The organism is Sorangium sp. So ce1504 (genome assembly GCF_051521635.1).
GTDB classification, from domain to species: domain Bacteria; phylum Myxococcota_A; class Polyangia; order Polyangiales; family Polyangiaceae; genus Sorangium; species Sorangium cellulosum_B.
This window is the reverse complement of record NZ_CP150365.1, coordinates 266,566-283,964: the sequence shown is the minus strand read 5'-3', so window position 1 is coordinate 283,964 and position 17,399 is coordinate 266,566. Positions and strand designations below refer to the sequence as shown.

Genomic DNA, 17,399 nt, shown 5'->3' with positions numbered 1-17,399 from the left:
AAGTAAATTCCACGCCAGCAGAGCCACACATCCGTTCATTCCGCGCCTGCGCTGGAACGCATGAGCTGTATCAAAATTCTTCCTTCTCGCCGCCGTCGTTTCGCCCCATCGTGCTCCGCGAGCATGAACACGACACGGGCGATCCACGGTCGCCGGGCGCGGCGCTTTTCCCTCGCGATCGCGGCGCTGGTCGCCGTCCTCGCGGGCTGCGGGGACCGGCCGCGACAGCCGGGCGGACCTACCAGCGACGGCGGGCCCGCCGCCCCGCAGCCGCCGCCCGACGCGGCGGCGTCCTCGTCGGCGCCCGTGCCGGCACAGGCCGCCTCCTCGTTCGCCGCCGCCTCCGCGCACCCGGCCGTGCCGACCGCCGTCCCGAGCGCGTCGAGCGACGTGGTCGCGGGCGCGTCGCAGCGGTATGAGTCAGGGCCCTCGGTGATCGCGTCGGACAGCATCGACGGCGCCGCCCTCAGGAAGCGGCACGTCGAGCGCATCAAGGCCGACGACTCGCCCGTCACCGTGCTCCGCGGCCAGGGTCCCCTCGAGCTCGGCAAGCGCATCTGCGAGGCGGTGGTGCCGAGGCGCCCCGCGGCGACTCCCGTGCTCCTCAAACCCAACATCTGCGGGTTCGACAGCGTGAAGGACCCTGCAAAGTCGAAGGGCGACGACGGCGTGACCGGCCGGATCACCCAGCCGGAGTTCGTTCGAGGCGTCGTCCAGTGCCTCAAGGCGCGCGGACACACGAAGATCACGATCGCCGAGGGCTGCGGCCACTCGCACAAGTTCTGGAAGGACATCGCGCAGCGCACCGGCTATGAGGCGATGGCCGCGGAGGAGGGCGCCGCGCTCGTCGCGATGGACGACGACGGGGTCTACGACGTCGCCGGGGACAGGCCCGGAAAGCCCCTCGCCGTCCGTGGCATCCAGACGACCCACGTCCCGACGCTGCTCGTGCCGAAGGTGCTGGCAGAGCACCTCGACCACGGGCTCTTCCTGTCGCTCCCCCGGCTCAAGATGCACCGGTACTCGGTCATCTCCGTCGGCATCAAGGGCATGCAGGGCACGGTCATGCTGTCGGACAGCGCGCCTGCCTACAAGCAGAAGTGGAGGATGCACAGGGAGCTCAAGGCGTACCTGGACACGAAGTCCGCTGGCCAGGAGGATAGAGCTCTTTACTTATCGTCGCTCCGCGTCTTCGCCGAGCGCATGGTCGACGTGCTCGAGATATCCGCGCCGGACGCGGTGCTCGGCGACGGCGCGCCGGCGATGGGCGGAGACGGCTTCCAGGTCCTCCACCCCACGGCGGAGATGGTGGCCATCGGCGGCACGAACCCGGTGCGGGTCGACCGCGTGGCGGCGGAGCTCCTCGGCGTCTGGAACAGCCCCGCGCTCGCGCGCGAGCTCGGCGGCCACCGGACCTCGCCACTCATCGACGCCGCGGCGAAGCGCTTCGGGCTGGATCTCAAGGCGACGGCGATCACGGGAGACGGGGCAGATCTCCTGAAGAGCCCGAGGCCCGTGCATTACAAGGCGATGGCGCCCTTCCGGCTCGACTGGGAGCCCGGACAGGCGCCCTTGCCCGGCGGGCCCGCGAAGGGGCTCGATCCCGCGCCGCCGGCCTCGAAGGCGCCCGAGGGGAAGCAGGGCGAAGGGCCGGGCGGAGTCCCCGCGAAGCCGGAGGCGCACGCGTCGCCTCTTCCGCCGGGAGAGCAGGTCGTGCTCGACGGGAAGGCCGACGACGCGGCCTGGAGCCACGCGAAGGCCGTGCAGTGGGACACCGACTATGCCGGCAAGCCCACCGGGCTCCCCACGCGGGCGCGCTTCCTCTGGTCGAAACAGGGGCTCCACGCGCTCTTCGAGCTCTCGAGCGCGGGGCTCAACACGGATCGCTCGAAGCCCGTCGGCACGGAGCGAAAGGGGCTTTATAAAGAGGATTGCATCGAGCTCTTCCTGACGCCGGCCCCTGGCTCGCCAAGGCAGTATTTCGAGGTGGAGATCGGGCCGTTCGGCCATTTCTTCGATATCGCCATCGACCGCGACGCGCGCCTGGAAGACACGGCGTGGTCGAGCGGCGCGACGATCGCGACGAGCCAGGACGCGCAGGCGCGCACGGCCGTCATCGAGGCGCTGCTGGCGGCGCCGGGGATCGTGGGCGCGCTCGCCCCGAACGCGCGGCTGCCCATGAACCTGTACCGGATGGAGGGCAAGGACCCACGGCATTACCTCGCGTGGAGCCCGCCCCGCACGAGCAAGCCGAACTTCCATGTCCCCGAGGCGTTTGGCGTGCTCGTGCTCGATCCGTGAGACAAGGCAGCGGGCGCCCCGCCGCGGCCGGGAGCAGGCGGGGTGAGCTGGCGCTTGCGGTCCGCGCGGGGTGCGCCATCGTCCCTCGTGCATGCCGATCATCACGGGAATCGCCCCCTCGCCTGACAAGCCTGGCCACGTCGTCATCCTGGTGGATGGGGTCCCCTTCGCCACGGTGCCCGAGCAGGCCGCCGCCGGCCTGACCCCCGGCCAGGAGAGCCCCGGGGCCGCGGCAGAGCCGCCGCGAAAGGCCGGCGAGGCCGCGCAGAAGACCTACGAGCGGGCGCTGCGGCTCCTGTCGTTCCGTGCGCGATCGGCCAGGGAGCTGGAGAAGCGCCTGATCGAGAAGGGCGAGCCCAGGGAGCACGTGACGACCGCGATCGAGCGCCTCACCTCGAGCGGGCTGCTCGACGACGCGCGCTTCGCGGAGGCCAAGGCGCGCTCCGGCATCGTGGGCAAGCCCCGGTCGCGCCGCAGGATCGAGCAGGACCTCGCCCGCAAAGGCGTCTCGCGCGACGTGGCGGACGCGGCCATACGGCAGGTCATGGCCGAGGAGGGAACGGACGAGTCCGCCGTGGCCGAGCGGGCGGCGCGCAAGAAGCTCCGCTCGCTCTCGGGGCTCGCTCCGGCGGAGCAACGGCAGAAGCTCTATGCTTTCCTCGCGCGCCAGGGCTATTCGCCCGACGTGGCGCGCCGGGCGCTGCGCGCGGTGCTCGACGCGCCGCCGTGAGCGGCGCCGGCGCGCCGGCCCCTCCGCGGTGTACGGGCTCCCCTGAGCAGCCGAAACGCCCTGTTTTCTGCCCTTCTCCCGCCACCCACCGCACGCTACAAAGGGCCCATGTCGCTCGAGCTGGATGGCCTGCCGCCGGATCGCGCGGACGCTCGCGCGGTCCTCGCCGGCGGAGGCGAGATGGGCGCGCGCATGCGCGCGATCGACTGGTCGAAGACGCCGCTCGGGCCGGTCTCGTCGTGGCCGCAGAGCCTCAAGACGTGCGTGCGCATCGTCCTGACGTCGCGCCAGCCGATGTTCGTCTGGTGGGGCGACTCGCTCATCAATCTGTACAACGACGCCTACAAGTCGATCGTCGGCGGCAAGCACCCCGAGGCGCTCGGGCAGCCCGCGTCCGTCGTGTGGCGCGAGATCTGGGGCCAGGTCGGGCCGCGCGCCGCGTCCGCGATGCGCCGCGACGAGAGCACCTACGACGAGGCGCTCCTCCTCATCATGGAGCGGAACGGCTACCAGGAGGAGACGTATTACACGTTCTCCTACAGCCCTGTGCCGAACGATCAGGGCGGCACGGGCGGCATCCTCTGCGCCAATACCGACGACACGCGGCGAATCCTCGGAGAGCGGCAGCTCTCGCTCCTCCGCGACCTCGCGGCGCGGACCGCGCACGGGCGCTCGTGGGAAGAAGTGTGCGCGCGCAGCGCGAGCTCGCTCGCGACCAACGCGAAGGATCTCCCGTTCGCGCTCCTCTACGTCGTCGACCCGGACCGGCGGCGCGTGCAGCTCGCGGGCAGCACCGGGTTCGAGCGGGAGCACGCCGCGGCCCCCGAGACGATCGCGCTCACGGACGAGTCGCCGTGGCCGCTCGCCGCGGTGCTGCGAGAGCACGAGTCCTGCCGCGTCGTCGAGATACCGACTCACCTCCGGGGTCTCCCCACCGGCGCATGGCAAAGGCCGCCGACGCGGGCGGCCGCGCTCGCGATCTCCCCTTCGGGCGAGACGGGGCGCGCCGGGGTCCTGATCGTCGGGCTGAATCCATTCCGCCTCTTCGACGACGATTACCGCGGCTTCCTCCACCTCGTCGCCGGCCAGATCTCGGCCAGCATCGCGAACGCGCAGGCGTACGAGGAGGAGAAGCGGCGGGCGGAGGCCCTCGCCGAGCTCGATCGCGCGAAGACCACGTTCTTCAGCAACGTGAGCCACGAGTTCCGCACGCCCCTCACGCTGATGCTCGGGCCGCTCGAGGACGCCCTCGCGTCGGCGGAGCGGAGCCTGTCGGGCGCGGATCTCGAGACCGCGCACCGCAACGCGGTCCGGCTCCTCAAGCTGGTCAACGCGCTGCTCGACTTCTCGCGCATCGAGGCGGGCCGGATCCAGGCGTCGTATGAGCCGACCGATCTCTCCGCGCTCACCGCGGATCTCGCGAGCGCCTTCCGCTCGGCGATGGAGCGCGCGGGGCTCGCCTTCGAGGTCGATTGCCCGCCGCTGCCCGAGCCCATCTACGTCGATCACGACATGTGGGAGAAGATCGTTCTCAATCTCCTCTCGAATGCGCTCAAGTTCACGTTCGAGGGGACGGTCTCGATCGCGCTCCGCGCGCACGGCGATCGCGCCGACCTCACCGTGCGGGACACCGGGACGGGCATCCCGGATCGCGAGCTCTCGCACCTGTTCAAGCGGTTCCATCGGGTCCAGGGCGCGCGATCCCGCACGCACGAGGGGTCCGGGATCGGGCTCGCGCTCGTCCACGAGCTCGTCCGCCTCCACGGCGGGACCATCCACGTCACGAGCGAGCTCTCCGTGGGGACGTCGTTCACTGTCTCCCTGCCTCGCGGGGCCGGGCACCTGCCGAAGGACCGCGTGAACGCCGCGCGGACGCTGGCGTCGACGACGACGGGCGCAGCGCCTTATGTGCAGGAGGCGCTCCGCTGGCTGCCCCGCGCAGAGGGCGACTCGCCCCCCGGCGCAGAGGGTGACTCGCCCCCCGGCGCAGAGGGTGACTCGCCCCCCGGCGCAAAGGGTGACTCGCCCCCCGGCGCAAAGGGTGACTCGCCCCCCGGCGCAGAGGGTGACTCGCCCCCCGGCGCAGAGGGTGATAACGCCGTCGAGCACCTCGCCCCGGCGGCGTGGACATCGTCCGACGGCGCCGCGATCGCGGCCGGGCCGTCGGGGCGCGTCCTGCTCGCGGACGACAACGCCGATATGCGCGAGTACGTCGGGCGGGTGCTGCGCGAGCGCTGGACGGTCGAGGCCGTCGCCGACGGCGCCGAGGCGCTCGCGTCGGCGCGCCGCAGCCCGCCGGATCTCGTGCTCACCGACGTGATGATGCCGAACCTCGATGGCTTCGGCCTGCTCCGCGCGCTGCGCGCGGACGAGCGCACGAGGGGTGTCCCGGTCGTCATGCTCTCCGCGCGCGCCGGGGAGGAGTCGCGCGTCGAGGGGCTCGAGGCGGGCGCGGACGACTACCTCCCCAAGCCGTTCTCCGCGCGCGAGCTCGTCGCCCGCGTCGCCACGCACCTCCAGCTCGCCCGATTGCGGGCAGCGGCCGAGCGCGAGCGCGAGCGGCTGTACGACCTCTTCATGCAGGCGCCGGTCCCCATCGCGGTGTTCGCCGGCCCCGAGCACCGCTACGAGGTCGCGAACCCGCCGTACTGCGAGATGGTCGGCCGGCGGGACCTCGTCGGGAAGAGCGTGCGCGAGGCGTTCCCGGAGCTCGGCGAGCACGAGGCGATCGCGATGCTGGACCGCGCGCTCAAGGCCGGCCAGCCGCTGCGCATGACCGAGCTGACCATCCCCGTCCGGCGCGGCGGCGCGGTGGACGAGGCCGTCTTCAACTACGTCGCTCAGCCCATCCGCGACCCCTCCGGCGCCGTCTCGGGCGTCATGGTGGTCGCCTTCGAGATCACCGATCAGGTGCTCGCGCGGCGCCGCATCGAGCAGCTGAGCCAGCACCGAGAGGAGCTCATCGCAGCGCTCGCGAAGACGAACCAGGAGCTCGACCAGTTCGCTTACGTCGCCTCGCACGACCTCAAGGCGCCCCTCCGGGGGATCGCGAACCTGTCCGAGTGGATCGAGGAGTCGCTTGCGGGGAAGCTGGACGGCGAGACGCAGGAGTACATCCACCTCCTGCGCGGGCGCGTGCGCCGCCTCGAGGCGCTCATCGACGGGATCCTCCATTACTCGCGGGCAGGGCGCCTGCGCGGCGACGTGGTCAGCGTCGACACCGGCCATCTGCTCGCGGAGGTCGTCGAGCTGCTCTCGCCGCCCGAGGGGGCCCGGGTCGACATCGCGCCCGGGATGCCGACGATCGCCGCGGAGCGCGTCCCGATGCAGCAGGTGTTCCAGAACCTCATCAGCAACGCCCTGAAGCACGCGCGCCGCAGCGACGCGCGCGTCGAGGTGACGTGGGAGGACGCCGGTGCCTACGTCGAGTTCGCCGTGAGCGACAACGGGCCCGGCATCGCGCCCGAGTACCACGAGCGCATCTGGGATCTCTTTCATACGCTCGAGTCGCGCGACAAGGTGGAAGGCACCGGGATAGGGCTCTCCGTCGTGAAGAAGATCGTGCAGAGCCGCGGAGGGAGCGTGTCCGTCTCGTCGCGCCCCGGCGCAGGAGCCACCTTCATCGTGCGCTGGCCCAAGCGGGTGAAGGACGAGGCCTGACGAATCCGGCGCGTCCCGCGAGCTGCCCCGGGTTGACGCAGGCCCCGCGACGGCCGAAGGTGCGAGCATGCATGCGCGCCGAGAGTCGTTGGAGCCGTGGCTTCGGAGCTTCGTCGCCGACAACGGGGGTATCGCTGGCACGGTGCACCTCGTCGAGGGCGATGCGCTCGCGCTGGCCGCCGCCGTGAACATCCCCGAGAAGGTGCAGGAGATCACGCGCCGCGTCCCGCGGGGCAAGGGGATGGCCGGGCTCGCCTGGGAGCGCGACCAGCCCGTGCAGACGTGCAACCTGCAGACGGACACGTCCGGCGACGTGCGGCCCGGGGCCAGGGCGGTCGCGGCGCAGGCGGCGGTGGCGCTGCCCGTGCGCGACGCCTCCGCGAGCGTGCGCGCCGTCGTGGGGATCGCGTTCGCCGGCGAGCGCGAGCTCGGTCAGGACGAGCTCGATCGGCTCGCGCAGGGCGCTGGCGCGCTGCCGGCCTGACAAGAGCGCTCCTGCGCCGGCCCACCTCGCTGCCCGCCGCAGCGCCGCTGCTCGCCACAGCGCCGCTGTCCTACCGCGCCGCTGCCCGCCGCAGCGCCGCTGCCCAGCTGTACCGCCACGCCACCGCACCACAAGGCCCTTGTTTTTCGCGGCTGCGATGCTAGCGATGCCCGCTCTCCCATGGAGACGAACGGACGCAGCGCCCCGAAAGCCGCGATCGACGCTCCGCTCGACGCGCGCGATCTGGACGCCCGCCCGCACGTCCGCGTGGAGGACCTCGTGCGCGGCGCCGCGAACGAGCCCGCGTGCGAGCGCGCCGCGGCCGGGCCTGGCGAGGGCGGCGCCATGGGCGAGCCCCTCACGGCGAAGCTCGCCCGCCGCACCGTGCCGGGCGCGCTCTACGAGCCCGGTCCCGAGGAGGGGTATCTCCGGTGCACCGCGTGCGCGCACCGCTGCGTCCTCGCGCCGGGGCGCGCGGGCGCGTGCGGGATCCGCTTCGAGAAGGACGGCGAGCTGCGCGTCCCGTTCGGCTACGTCGCGCGCCATTACGTGCGCTCGGTCGAGACGAACACGATCTTCCATGTGCGCCCCGGCGCGAGGTCCCTCACCTTCGGGATGTTCGGGTGCGACCTGCGCTGTCCTTATTGCCAGAACTGGAAGGTCTCCCAGGCCCTCCGCGAGCCGGAGGGCGACGGCGAGCCCATCGACATCAGCGCCGCGGATCTCGTCGAGGTGGCCGTCGCGGCGGGCTGCGGGGTGCTCGCGAGCGCCTACAACGAGCCGATGATCACCGCCGAGTGGGCGCGCGCCGTCTTCGCCGAGGCGCAGCGGCGGGGGCTCGTCACGGCGCTCATCTCGGATGGCAACACGACGCCCGAGGCGCTCGCGTACATGCGCCCGGTCGCCGACGTGTTCCGCGTCGACCTGAAGGGGTGGAGCGCGGATCAATACCGGACGCTCGGCGGCCGCGTCGAGCCGGTGCTCGCGGCGATCGGCGAGGCCCGGCGCCTCGGCTACTGGGTCGAGGTCGTGACGCTCGTCGTCCCCGGCTTCAACGACAAGGCGGCCGGCCTCCGCGCCCTCGGCGCCGAGATCGCCGGGGTCGACCCCGACATCCCCTGGCACCTCAACGCCTTCTACCCGCGTTACAAGATGCGCGATCGCATGACGACCGACCCGGCGTTCCTCGTGGACGTGGCGGGCGTCGCCTACGCGCGGGGGATGAAGTACGTCTACGTCAGCAACGTGGCCGACCGCGTCCGTGAGCTCTCGCATACACGCTGCCCCGCCTGCCACGAGGTCGTTGTGCGGCGGTTCAACTACGAGACGCAGGAGGTCCTCCTCTCCGGCGGCGCGTGCCCTTCCTGCGGGACGCGCGTGCCCGGGCTGTGGGGACCGGCAGCGCCGTAGCGCCGCACAGGCGGACGCCCGGCTCCTGCCGAGCCCGCGAGCGCATCGCCGCCCGGGAGCCGACTGGGCCTGTTGCTGAGAGGTTTCTGCCTCATTTCACCAGACGCCCTGTCCGGTGCTCCGCGCATCCCGGTAGAGCCATATTGCGTCCCTACCGAACTCCCCCGATCGCAGGAGCATAGCTGACCCTCTGGCCGCACAGGCCGGCTGGAACAGGCTCCGCCCGCTGATCGGACTGGCCTGCTGGCCGGCCAGTCGATTGGCCGGCCAGCAGGCCACTTCAGCCGGCCAATCCGATCACAGAGCTCCCACATGGAGGCTTGCCGCGGCGACGCATGTGGTAAATTTCCAGCATGTCGTCGCCGTCCGAACGTCTCGCGCAGATCCTTGCGGAAGGCCGAGTCATCGCGACGCGCGAGCTCGGTGAAGCGTGTGCGGCGGAGCTCCACACGCACGCCAAGCAGCGGTATCTCGCGCTGGAGGCGACGATGCCGCAGTTCCGGAGCAGCACGAATCGCAAGCTCTTCGAGCTCGGCCCGCCGGTGCTCGCGATCTACGAGGCGCTCCTGCACGACCTCGGCGTGGATCGGGAGCCGGCCCTGCGCATCGCCGAGGACATGCTGCTGGCCTTCTACCGCAAGCAGCTGAACCGGAGCCCGCTCCTCGGCGCCGCCATGGATGTGATGTTCCGGCTGAAACCAGCGCGGAGCCTGCTCATGATGAGCCTGCGCGCGGACGAGCCGGAGGGCATCCGCTTCGACGAGGCCAGCGGCACCGGCGCGCTCCTGGCCTTCGACGTGCGCGCGTGCCCGATCGTGGCGTTCGCGCGGCGGCACGGCGCGCCGGAGATCGTCCCCATGATCTGCCGCCTCGACGACCTCAAGGTGAAAGAGCTCCACGGCATCGAGCTCCGCCGCACGGGCACACTCGGCACGGGCGCCGAGCGGTGCGACTTCCGGTACGTGACGGCGAAGAAGTAGCGTCGCGCTCCGCGGCCGGCGCAGAACGCACATGGGCTCACCACCCGTCGCTCGGGTGCGCCGGTGGGCTGCGCGCGTCGCCATTCAATGCTTGCCTCATGACGCGCTGCACCCCTGAAAAGGGTCATGATCGTGAGGCGGTGTACGACGTGCGCCGCGCGCATTTCAACATTGAAACATAAATGCTCTTTCCTGGATCCCCAAAGAGCGTGTCCGTGTTAGTTGTTGAATGATCACTCGATCCCCGATCGCCTGAAGTCGCTTTCTCGAGGAGGTCATATGAAGTCATCGTTCGCCCTGCGAAGGGTCGCTGGCGGCCTTTTGTCCGCCGCGGCGTCGTCTCTTGTCCTCGCGGCCAGCGCCCCCGCCCTGGCCGAGCCGTCAACCACGCTCTTCGAGAGCGGGCAGGTGCGCCCGCTCGCGCTCTCTCCCAGCGGAAACCTGCTCTTTGCGCTCAACACGCCGGATGGCCGCCTCGAGGTCTTCCGCGTCCATCACGGCACGCTGGTCCACCGGAGCTCGATACCGGTCGGGCTGGATCCGGTCGCCGTGGCGGCGCGGAGCGACACCGAGGTGTGGGTCGTGAACCACCTGTCCGACAGCGTCAGCGTCGTCGAGCTGTCCCCTGGCGGATACGGCGGCCGCGTCGAGCGCACGCTGCTCGTGGGCGATGAGCCGAGAGACATCGTATTTGCGGGCCCCGGGCGGCGCCGCGCGTTCATCACGGCGGCGCACCGCGGCCAGAACAACCCGAACGATCCCGAGCTCACCACGCCGGGCGTGGGCCGGGCCGACGTCTGGGTGTTCGACGCGAACCACCTGGGCTCGTCGCTCGGCGGCGAGCCGCTCGTGATCCTCACCCTCTTCACCGACACGCCGCGCGCGCTCGCCGCCACGCCCGACGGCGCGCGCGTCTACGCCGCCGGCTTCCACTCGGGCAACCGGAGCACCGTCGTCACCGAGCTGCTCGTGCCCGACGGCGGCGCGGCGAACGGCGGCTCGCCGGGCCCGATGACCAACGCGTTCGGCGACCCGGCGCCCGAGGTCAGCCTCATCGTGAAGTTCGACGGCGCGCACTGGGTCGACGAGCTCGGCCGCACCTGGGACGACACGGTGCGGCTCTCGCTGCCCGACAAGGACGTGTTCGCCATCAACGCCATGGCGAACCCCCCGCGGCCGATCGCCGGGCCCTCGGGCCATTTCACCGGCGTCGGGACGATCCTCTTCAACATGGTCGTCAACCCGGTGAACGGGAAGGTCTACGTCTCCAACACCGACGCGCGGAACGAGCAGCGGTTCGAGGGCCCCGGCGTCTTCGCGGGGCAGAGCCTGCGGGGCCACCTCCACGAGAGCCGGATCACGGTGCTCCGCCCCGGCAACGCCCCCCCGCGCGTCGCGCCGCGGCACCTCAACAAACACATCGATTACTCGGCCTGCTGCGCCCCCACGCCGAACGCCGAGAGCGAGGCGAGCCTGGCCCAGCCGGTCGACATGGCCGTCACCAGCGACGGCGCGACGCTCTACGTGGCCGCGCTCGGGTCGAGCAAGGTCGGCGTTCTCGGCACGGCCGCGCTCGAGAGCGACACGTTCGTGCCCGACGCTTCCGACCACATCGAGGTGAGCGGCGGCGGCCCGTCGGGGCTCGCGCTCGACGAGGCGCGAGGCCAGCTGTTCGTGCTGACCCGCTTCGACAACTCCATCTCGATCGTCGACACCGCGACCCGGGCCGAGACAGCGCACGTCGCGATGTACAGCCCCGAGCCGCCGAGCGTCGCGCTCGGGCGGAGCTTCCTCTACGACGCGCGCACGAGCTCGGCGCACGGCGACTCCTCGTGCGCGAGCTGCCATATCTTCGGCGACTTCGACAGCCTCGGGTGGGATCTCGGCAATCCGGACGAGCCGGTCACGACCAACCCGGGCCCCTTCGTCGGCCCGCTGCTCAACCTCTTCACGCAGCAGCCGATGCCCCGGGAGTTCCACCCGATGAAGGGCCCGACCACGACCCAGAGCCTGCGCGGCATGGCCAACCACGGCCCCATGCACTGGCGCGGCGATCGCACCGGCGGCAACGACGCGCCCACCGCGCAGCCGGACAGCGGCTCGTTCGACGAGCGCGCCGCGTTCATGAAGTTCCAGGCCGGCTTCACCGACCTCCTCGGCCGGAGCGGCCCGATCCCGGCCGCCTCCATGGAGGCGTTCGCGGACTTCATCCTGCAGGTGACCTATCCGCCCAACCCGATCCGCCGCCTGGACAACTCGCTCACGCCGGATCAGCAGGCCGGGCGCGACACCTTCGTGAGCGGCAACCTGGACGGCACCGCCATCTGCAATGGCTGTCACGTCCTCGATCCGGAGGGCAATCCCGGCGTCGACAAGCCGGGATTCTTCGGAGCGAACGGCAACATGACGTTCGACTTCCAGCCGCAGCTCATCAAGACGCCGCACCTGCGCAACATGTACCAGAAGGTCGGGATGTTCGGGATGGCCGCCCCGCTGTTCGGCATCCTGCCCGGCGACAACGATCCCAAGGGCGACCAGGTGCGGGGGTTCGGCTTCCTGCACGACGGCAGCTTCGACACGCTGTTCCGGTTCTTCCGCGGGATGGGCTTCTCGCCGTTCACCGGCTTCACCAACCAGTTCGGCACGTTCCCGGACAACCCGAACGGCCTGCCGGACTCGCCGGCGGGCGACGCGGTCCGCCGGCAGCTCGAGTCGTTCCTGCTCGCCTTCGACTCGAACGTCGCCCCGATCGTCGGCCAGCAGGTCACGCTCACGCCCGGCAACCAGGCCGCCGCCGATCCGCGCGTCGATCTCCTGATCGCCAGGGCGGACGCCGGCGAGTGTGATCTCGTGGCGAAGAGCCACCTGACCTTGCAGGAGATCGGCTTCCTTCACACCGGAGCAGGGCAGTTCGTCGCCGACCGGATGGCGCTGCCGCCGATCCCGGACGCGGTGCTCCGCCAGATCGCCCTCGCGACGGGGCGACCCCTGACCTACACGTGCACGCCGCCGGGCTCCGGCTACCGCATCGGCCTCGATCGCGACGAGGACGGCTTCCTCGACGGCGACGAGCGGAGCGCCGGCAGCGACCCGGCGGACCCGGCCGACACGCCCTGAGCTCCGCCTCGCGGCGCGGCGCGCGGCCGGCGCTCGCTGGCCCTCACCTGTCCCGTCATCGCACCTGCACGCCGGCGCGGAGCGCGCAGTCCGGGTCGGCCGGGAACGCGCAGGCGAGGGCGCACACCCCATCTTGGCCGCAGTGGAGATCGGCGCAATCGGGGTCGACGATCTCGGGCCCGACGTCACACGCCGCCTCGCAGAGGCCGTCCGCGCGGCACGGGTTGTCCGCCTCGAACTCGTCGATCGTCGGCTGGATGAACTGATATATCTGGTCGAGATCGGTGCGCGCCTGCACCCCGTCCAGCGTGCAGGGGTCGTCGCCGAACGAGGTCACGCCGGCGTGGCGCTCGACGCCCCCGCGCACGAGGAACGCCGGACCTCCGGAGTCGCCGGCGCACGTGTTCATGTCGGGGACCTGGTAATAGAACTGGGTCGCGTCGATCGTCCCCGGCGTCCCGCCGACCTGGGCGGGGCCGACGGCCACGATAGGGAACGTCACGGCGCGGCGCATGCCGAACCCCGTCCCCGCGACGCCGTCGGAGACACCGTAACCGACAAAGGTGTAGTCCGGCCCGACGTACCAGGTGGTATTCTCCATCGATTCGCGCAGGAGGGGCGCGGGCTGCACGGGCGCGTCGCTCTCCAGCTCGAGGAGGGTGAGGTCGTTCTGGAGGCTTGCGGGATCGAAGGCGGGGTGCCTCCGCGACGTCTCGATCCGCACGCTCTCCGACCGCCGCCCGAGGGTCGGGCCGAAGAAGACGCGCGTGAGCGCGCCGTGGCAGTGTCCCGCGGTGATCACGGTGCGCCGCGAGATGACGGTCCCGCTGCAGTACGCCCGGTTCCGATTGCCCACGCCCACGACATAGGCGTGCGTCGTGTCCACAGCGCCTCCAACGATGCGCTGCCGGGACGTGAGCAATGGCTGCTCGCCGTCGCCCGCGGGAGGTGCGTCCGCGCAGCCGAGCCCTCCGAGGCACAGGATCGCGATCGGGATGGCATTCTTCATACTGCAACCTTTCCGTCCAGAAATGGTGTCCAGAGCGGCGGATTGCGGAGGCGCCCGCGGTTCGGCGCCGCTCGGACCCGCGGGCGCGCGGGGGGCATAACAAGCGCAGTGCCAGCGCCATGCTCGGCGAGCGCGCGAGTCGGCCGCGGGGCGCGGCGGGGAGTCCTGGAATGGCGCGCGAGCGGGGGGATCTCGTCGGGGCGAGCACGGCAGGAGGGACGGCGCGGACGTTCGCTCCGCTCCGGAGAGGGCATGGCGCCGCGGTCGCGGCCCTCGCGCGCTCTCCGATGCCACGATAGCGGAGGGCCGGGGGCGGGGCAGCGGCCGCCACCAAGCTCCCCCGCTCGTCGATCCGCGGCCGGCGTGCCGCCTTCGTCACGCGCCCGCTCGCCCAGGGGCGCCTCGCCGCCGTGCTCGCGATGCCGGCGCGTGACGAAGGCGGCGCGCCGGCGAGCGCCCACGCACACGCCAGGACGAGCTACGTTACACCTCGACCGCGGCGGCGCCGGCGCTGACCGCTTTCGCTCTCTGAGAGGAGACCATGGAGACCGCCAGAGCAGAAGTCGCCCCTTCAGCGGGCATGCGCGATCTATCGACGCTCCCGGGACCCCGGAGGCTGCCGCTGCTCGGCAACCTCCTCGAGATCCGGCCGACCCAGTTCCACCTCACGCTCGAGGGCTGGAACCGCAGGTATGGCGATCTCTACACCTTCTGGCTCGGCCGCGCGCCGGTCGTCGTCGTCGGCAGCGCCGAGCTCGTCCAGCGCATCCTGCGCGAGAGGCCGAAGGAGTTCCGCCGCTGGAGCCCGCTGCAGGAGCTCATCGACGAGATGGGCTTCGGCGGCGTCTTCTCGGCCGAGGGCGACCAGTGGACGCGGCAGCGGCGGCTCGTGATGAGCGCGTTCACCGCCGGACAGCTGCGCGAGAGCCACGGCACGCTCTCCACGATCACCCGCCGGCTCCGGGAGCGATGGCGCGCCTCGGCCGCGCGGGGGGCGCCGGTCGACGCGCGGCGAGACCTCGCCCGTTACACGGTGGATGTCACCACCGCGGTGGCGTTCGGCCTCGACATGAACCTCATCGAGCGCGGCACCGACCCCCTGTCGCACCAGCTCGAGACGGTCTTCGCGGCGCTCAACCGCCGCGTCTTCGCGCCATTCCCGTACTGGCGGCACGTCAAGCTGCCCGCCGATCGGGCCCTCGATCAGGCGCTCTCGGAGGTGCGCACGCGGATGCTGGGCATCCTCCGGACGACGCGCGCGGAGCTCGACAGGGATCCGGCGCGGGCTGCGGCGCCTCGCTCGCTGCTGGAGGCATTGCTCGTGGCGCGCGACGCCGACGACCCGAAGGCGCGGCTGTCGGAGCAGGAGGTGCTCGGCAACGTGCTCACGCTGCTGCTCGCCGGGGAGGACACGACGGCCGACACGATGGCCTGGATGCTCCACTTCATGGCCCTGCGCCCGGACGTGCAAGCACGGATGCGGGCCGAGGTCGACGCCGAGCTCGGCGACGCGGACCTGCCCGAGAGCCCGGAGCACGCGCAGCGGCTGCGCTATCTCGGCGCGGTGGCGCAGGAGACGCTGCGCCTGAAGTCCGCGGCGCCGATCCTGTTCATGGAGGCGTGCGCGGACACGGTGGTCGGCTCGCTGCGGCTCGCGGCGGGGGCGCGGATGATCCTGCTGACGCGGCAGATCGCCCTGAAGGAGGAGCACTTCCACGACGCGGCCTCGTTCATGCCCGAGCGCTGGCTGACGCCGCGGCCGGCGGGCGCCGGCAAGCACGACCCGCGCGCCGCCCTCGCCTTCGGCAGCGGCCCGCGGGTCTGCCCCGGGCGCGCGCTCTCGATGGTCGAGAGCGCCATGGTGGGCGCCATGGTCGCGCGCGACTTCGATGTATCGCTGGTCGACCCGGCGCGGCCCGTGAAGGAGCTCCTCGGGTTCACGATGAAGCCTGAAGGGCTGTTCGTCCGGTTCACCCCCCGCCGCCGCTGACGTCCCATCGAGCCTCGTTCCGGGGCCATGCTGGGGTTGATCCCACCGAGACAGACGCCCTGAGCCCATCGGGACACGACGTGCATATCTCCTTCCAATCCGCAAAGCTGCGCTACCTCCTGGTCCTCGGTGTCGCCGTCGTTTTCTTTGCGCTCGGATGGTTTCTCAGGCCATCCGTCCGCGTCGCTGGCTTCCCGGAGATAGGGGAGCTGCAGCCGTTCACGAAGCGGGGCTGCACCAAGGTGGGAGTGCCGTTAACGGAGCTCGGGGCGTTCTCGGAGGCCTCGCTCCGCTACTCGCCCGGCGACAGCGCGCGGCTCCAGGTGGTGGTCTTCCGCCGCGCGGGCCCGGACGCGGAGCTGCTGCAGCTCGACGCGGGCGAATACGATGACGAGTTCGACGCCAGCGGGGAGGTGTTCAAGCTCCGCTGGGATGCCGCCAAGGGGTGGCAGGTCGACGACTGTCACGTGGTCGTCAGGTATTGGCCTGGAAGGCCCTGAGCCGGGCGTCGTGCTCATCCCGCCCAGCCGAGCGGGAGTCTCACGCGACCGACAACGATTTGCACACGACTGGCTGTCCCTACCGGTAAGTGCATGTTCTTTCCTGCCGCATTACGTGCACAGCTCTACTTTCGCAGCGTAAGTCGCGGCCCTCCGGTTCGTGCCGAACAAGGCTGGACATGCCGCGCTGATGAATTAGAGTCGCGCGCAAATGCACAACCGCTCCGACCAGTTCACCAAGAGCTTGTTGCGGGACGGGCTGAGCCTCGTCTCAGCGGCCGAGACCGAGGTCGAGGTGCTGGCGGCGACACAGAAGATCGATGTCTACAGCGTGCCTGATCCCGCGCGGGAGTCCGAACGCGCCGCCATGGGACTGCTCGGCGAGCTCTCGGCGGAGCCGAGCCTGTTCGAACCGTTCCACGGCACGCCGAGCCTGCGTCAGGTCCGGCACTGCCTGCGCAAGCAGCTCACATGGCATCACGAGCTCGAGCGCCGCGCCCGCTCTGCAGCGCGCTCCGTCGCGCCGGACGAGGACACGGACACGCCACCGCAACCGACGGTCGCCTTCCCTGCGCTGGTCGTCATCAGCCCGGGGCGTCCTGAAACGGTGCTCGACGCCTACCGGTGCGATCCGGTGCAAGCCGGCGTCTACCACGCCGTACCGGGCCTGGTGATGCGCGTGGTGGTGCTCGCGGAGCTGCCCCGGACGCGTACAACGCTGCGGCTGCTCGGCTCGGGCCGCCGCTTGCGCGAGGCGCTGACGGATCTGGCGGCACTGCCAGACGATACCTGGGAGAAGAGCGTCGCCACGCCGCTGCTGGTACACTTCCGGCACGGAATCCAGGAGCCGACGACCGACGAGGAGGACGATGTGAGCGCAGAGATCCGGGCGTGGTTCAAGGAGTACGAGCAGAAGCTCCGCGCCGAGGAGCGGAAGGAAGGTCGTGACGAGGGGCGCGCTGAGGAGGCAGCGCGTGCCGTGCTGACCGCGCTCCGGGTCCGCGGCATCGCCGTGCCGGACGCCGCGCGTGAGCGCATCCTGGCCGAGAAGGATCCTGAGATCCTGGAACGGTGGCATGAACGGGCCATCGTCGCGGCATCGATCGCCGATGTGCTCCCGGAGCTGAGCTGAGCGATGGCAGCCGGCCGCAGACTGCCCAGCTGCTAGTCCCCCTTACCCCTTTCGGGGCCGTCCACCGAATCTCCATCGGCCTCCGC

11 protein-coding genes are annotated in these 17,399 nt (G+C 71.2%); 10 read left to right on the top strand and 1 reads right to left on the bottom strand.

Going from position 1 to position 17,399, the window contains the following annotated elements; genetic code table 11:
* Positions 1-123: 123 nt before the first annotated feature.
* The 7 genes from WMF39_RS01110 (at position 124) to WMF39_RS01080 (ending at position 12,682) form a co-directional block, all read left to right on the top strand.
* The gene (locus tag WMF39_RS01110; RefSeq protein ID WP_437743703.1) at positions 124-2,301 is read left to right on the top strand and encodes a DUF362 domain-containing protein; all 2,178 of its coding nucleotides are present in this window, start codon (positions 124-126) and stop codon (positions 2,299-2,301) included.
* A 91-nt stretch (positions 2,302-2,392) separates the two neighbouring features.
* Positions 2,393-3,031 (top strand): regulatory protein RecX, encoded by a 639-nt coding sequence (locus tag WMF39_RS01105; protein ID WP_437743702.1) that lies wholly within the window; start codon positions 2,393-2,395, stop codon positions 3,029-3,031.
* A 108-nt stretch (positions 3,032-3,139) separates the two neighbouring features.
* On the top strand, positions 3,140-6,691 hold the full coding sequence (locus tag WMF39_RS01100) for an ATP-binding protein (RefSeq protein WP_437743701.1): 3,552 nt from the start codon (positions 3,140-3,142) through the stop codon (positions 6,689-6,691).
* Between the two features lie 67 nt (positions 6,692-6,758).
* On the top strand, positions 6,759-7,175 hold the full coding sequence (locus tag WMF39_RS01095) for a GAF domain-containing protein (RefSeq protein WP_272097267.1): 417 nt from the start codon (positions 6,759-6,761) through the stop codon (positions 7,173-7,175).
* Between the two features lie 180 nt (positions 7,176-7,355).
* The gene (locus WMF39_RS01090) at positions 7,356-8,585 is read left to right on the top strand and encodes a radical SAM protein (RefSeq protein ID WP_437743700.1); all 1,230 of its coding nucleotides are present in this window, start codon (positions 7,356-7,358) and stop codon (positions 8,583-8,585) included.
* A gap of 353 nt (positions 8,586-8,938) precedes the next feature.
* Positions 8,939-9,565 carry an L-2-amino-thiazoline-4-carboxylic acid hydrolase gene (locus WMF39_RS01085; protein WP_437743699.1) on the top strand — a complete coding sequence of 209 codons (627 nt, stop codon included), beginning with the start codon at positions 8,939-8,941 and terminating at the stop codon, positions 9,563-9,565.
* A 279-nt stretch (positions 9,566-9,844) separates the two neighbouring features.
* Positions 9,845-12,682, top strand: a complete 2,838-nt coding sequence (locus tag WMF39_RS01080) for a hypothetical protein (RefSeq protein WP_437743698.1) — start codon at positions 9,845-9,847, stop codon at positions 12,680-12,682.
* 55 nt (positions 12,683-12,737) lie between these two features.
* Here the strand turns inward: WMF39_RS01080 and WMF39_RS01075 are convergent, their stop codons facing one another.
* On the bottom strand, positions 12,738-13,691 hold the full coding sequence (locus WMF39_RS01075) for a S1 family peptidase (RefSeq protein ID WP_437743697.1): 954 nt from the start codon (positions 13,689-13,691) through the stop codon (positions 12,738-12,740).
* Between the two features lie 541 nt (positions 13,692-14,232).
* On the opposite strand from WMF39_RS01075, the gene WMF39_RS01070 reads away from it, so the two are divergent.
* From WMF39_RS01070 to WMF39_RS01060, 3 genes are all read left to right on the top strand, one after another.
* Complete coding sequence (locus WMF39_RS01070) at positions 14,233-15,681, top strand: cytochrome P450 (protein ID WP_437743696.1); 1,449 nt, start codon at positions 14,233-14,235, stop codon at positions 15,679-15,681.
* An 80-nt stretch (positions 15,682-15,761) separates the two neighbouring features.
* Positions 15,762-16,181 carry a hypothetical protein gene (locus WMF39_RS01065; protein WP_437743695.1) on the top strand — a complete coding sequence of 140 codons (420 nt, stop codon included), beginning with the start codon at positions 15,762-15,764 and terminating at the stop codon, positions 16,179-16,181.
* A gap of 211 nt (positions 16,182-16,392) precedes the next feature.
* Positions 16,393-17,313, top strand: a complete 921-nt coding sequence (locus WMF39_RS01060) for a hypothetical protein (protein ID WP_437743694.1) — start codon at positions 16,393-16,395, stop codon at positions 17,311-17,313.
* Positions 17,314-17,399 lie beyond the last annotated feature (86 nt).

Excerpts from the sequence above, each read along its gene's own strand:
- WMF39_RS01110 (WP_437743703.1), top strand. The coding sequence starts at position 124 with ATGAACACGACACGGGCGATCCACGGTCGCCGGGCGCGGCGCTTTTCC.
- WMF39_RS01105 (WP_437743702.1), top strand. The coding sequence starts at position 2,393 with ATGCCGATCATCACGGGAATCGCCCCCTCGCCTGACAAGCCTGGCCAC.
- WMF39_RS01100 (WP_437743701.1), top strand. The coding sequence starts at position 3,140 with ATGTCGCTCGAGCTGGATGGCCTGCCGCCGGATCGCGCGGACGCTCGC.
- WMF39_RS01095 (WP_272097267.1), top strand. The coding sequence starts at position 6,759 with ATGCATGCGCGCCGAGAGTCGTTGGAGCCGTGGCTTCGGAGCTTCGTC.
- WMF39_RS01090 (WP_437743700.1), top strand. The coding sequence starts at position 7,356 with ATGGAGACGAACGGACGCAGCGCCCCGAAAGCCGCGATCGACGCTCCG.
- WMF39_RS01085 (WP_437743699.1), top strand. The coding sequence starts at position 8,939 with ATGTCGTCGCCGTCCGAACGTCTCGCGCAGATCCTTGCGGAAGGCCGA.
- WMF39_RS01080 (WP_437743698.1), top strand. The coding sequence starts at position 9,845 with ATGAAGTCATCGTTCGCCCTGCGAAGGGTCGCTGGCGGCCTTTTGTCC.
- WMF39_RS01075 (WP_437743697.1), bottom strand. The coding sequence starts at position 13,691 with ATGAAGAATGCCATCCCGATCGCGATCCTGTGCCTCGGAGGGCTCGGC.
- WMF39_RS01070 (WP_437743696.1), top strand. The coding sequence starts at position 14,233 with ATGGAGACCGCCAGAGCAGAAGTCGCCCCTTCAGCGGGCATGCGCGAT.
- WMF39_RS01060 (WP_437743694.1), top strand. The coding sequence starts at position 16,393 with ATGCACAACCGCTCCGACCAGTTCACCAAGAGCTTGTTGCGGGACGGG.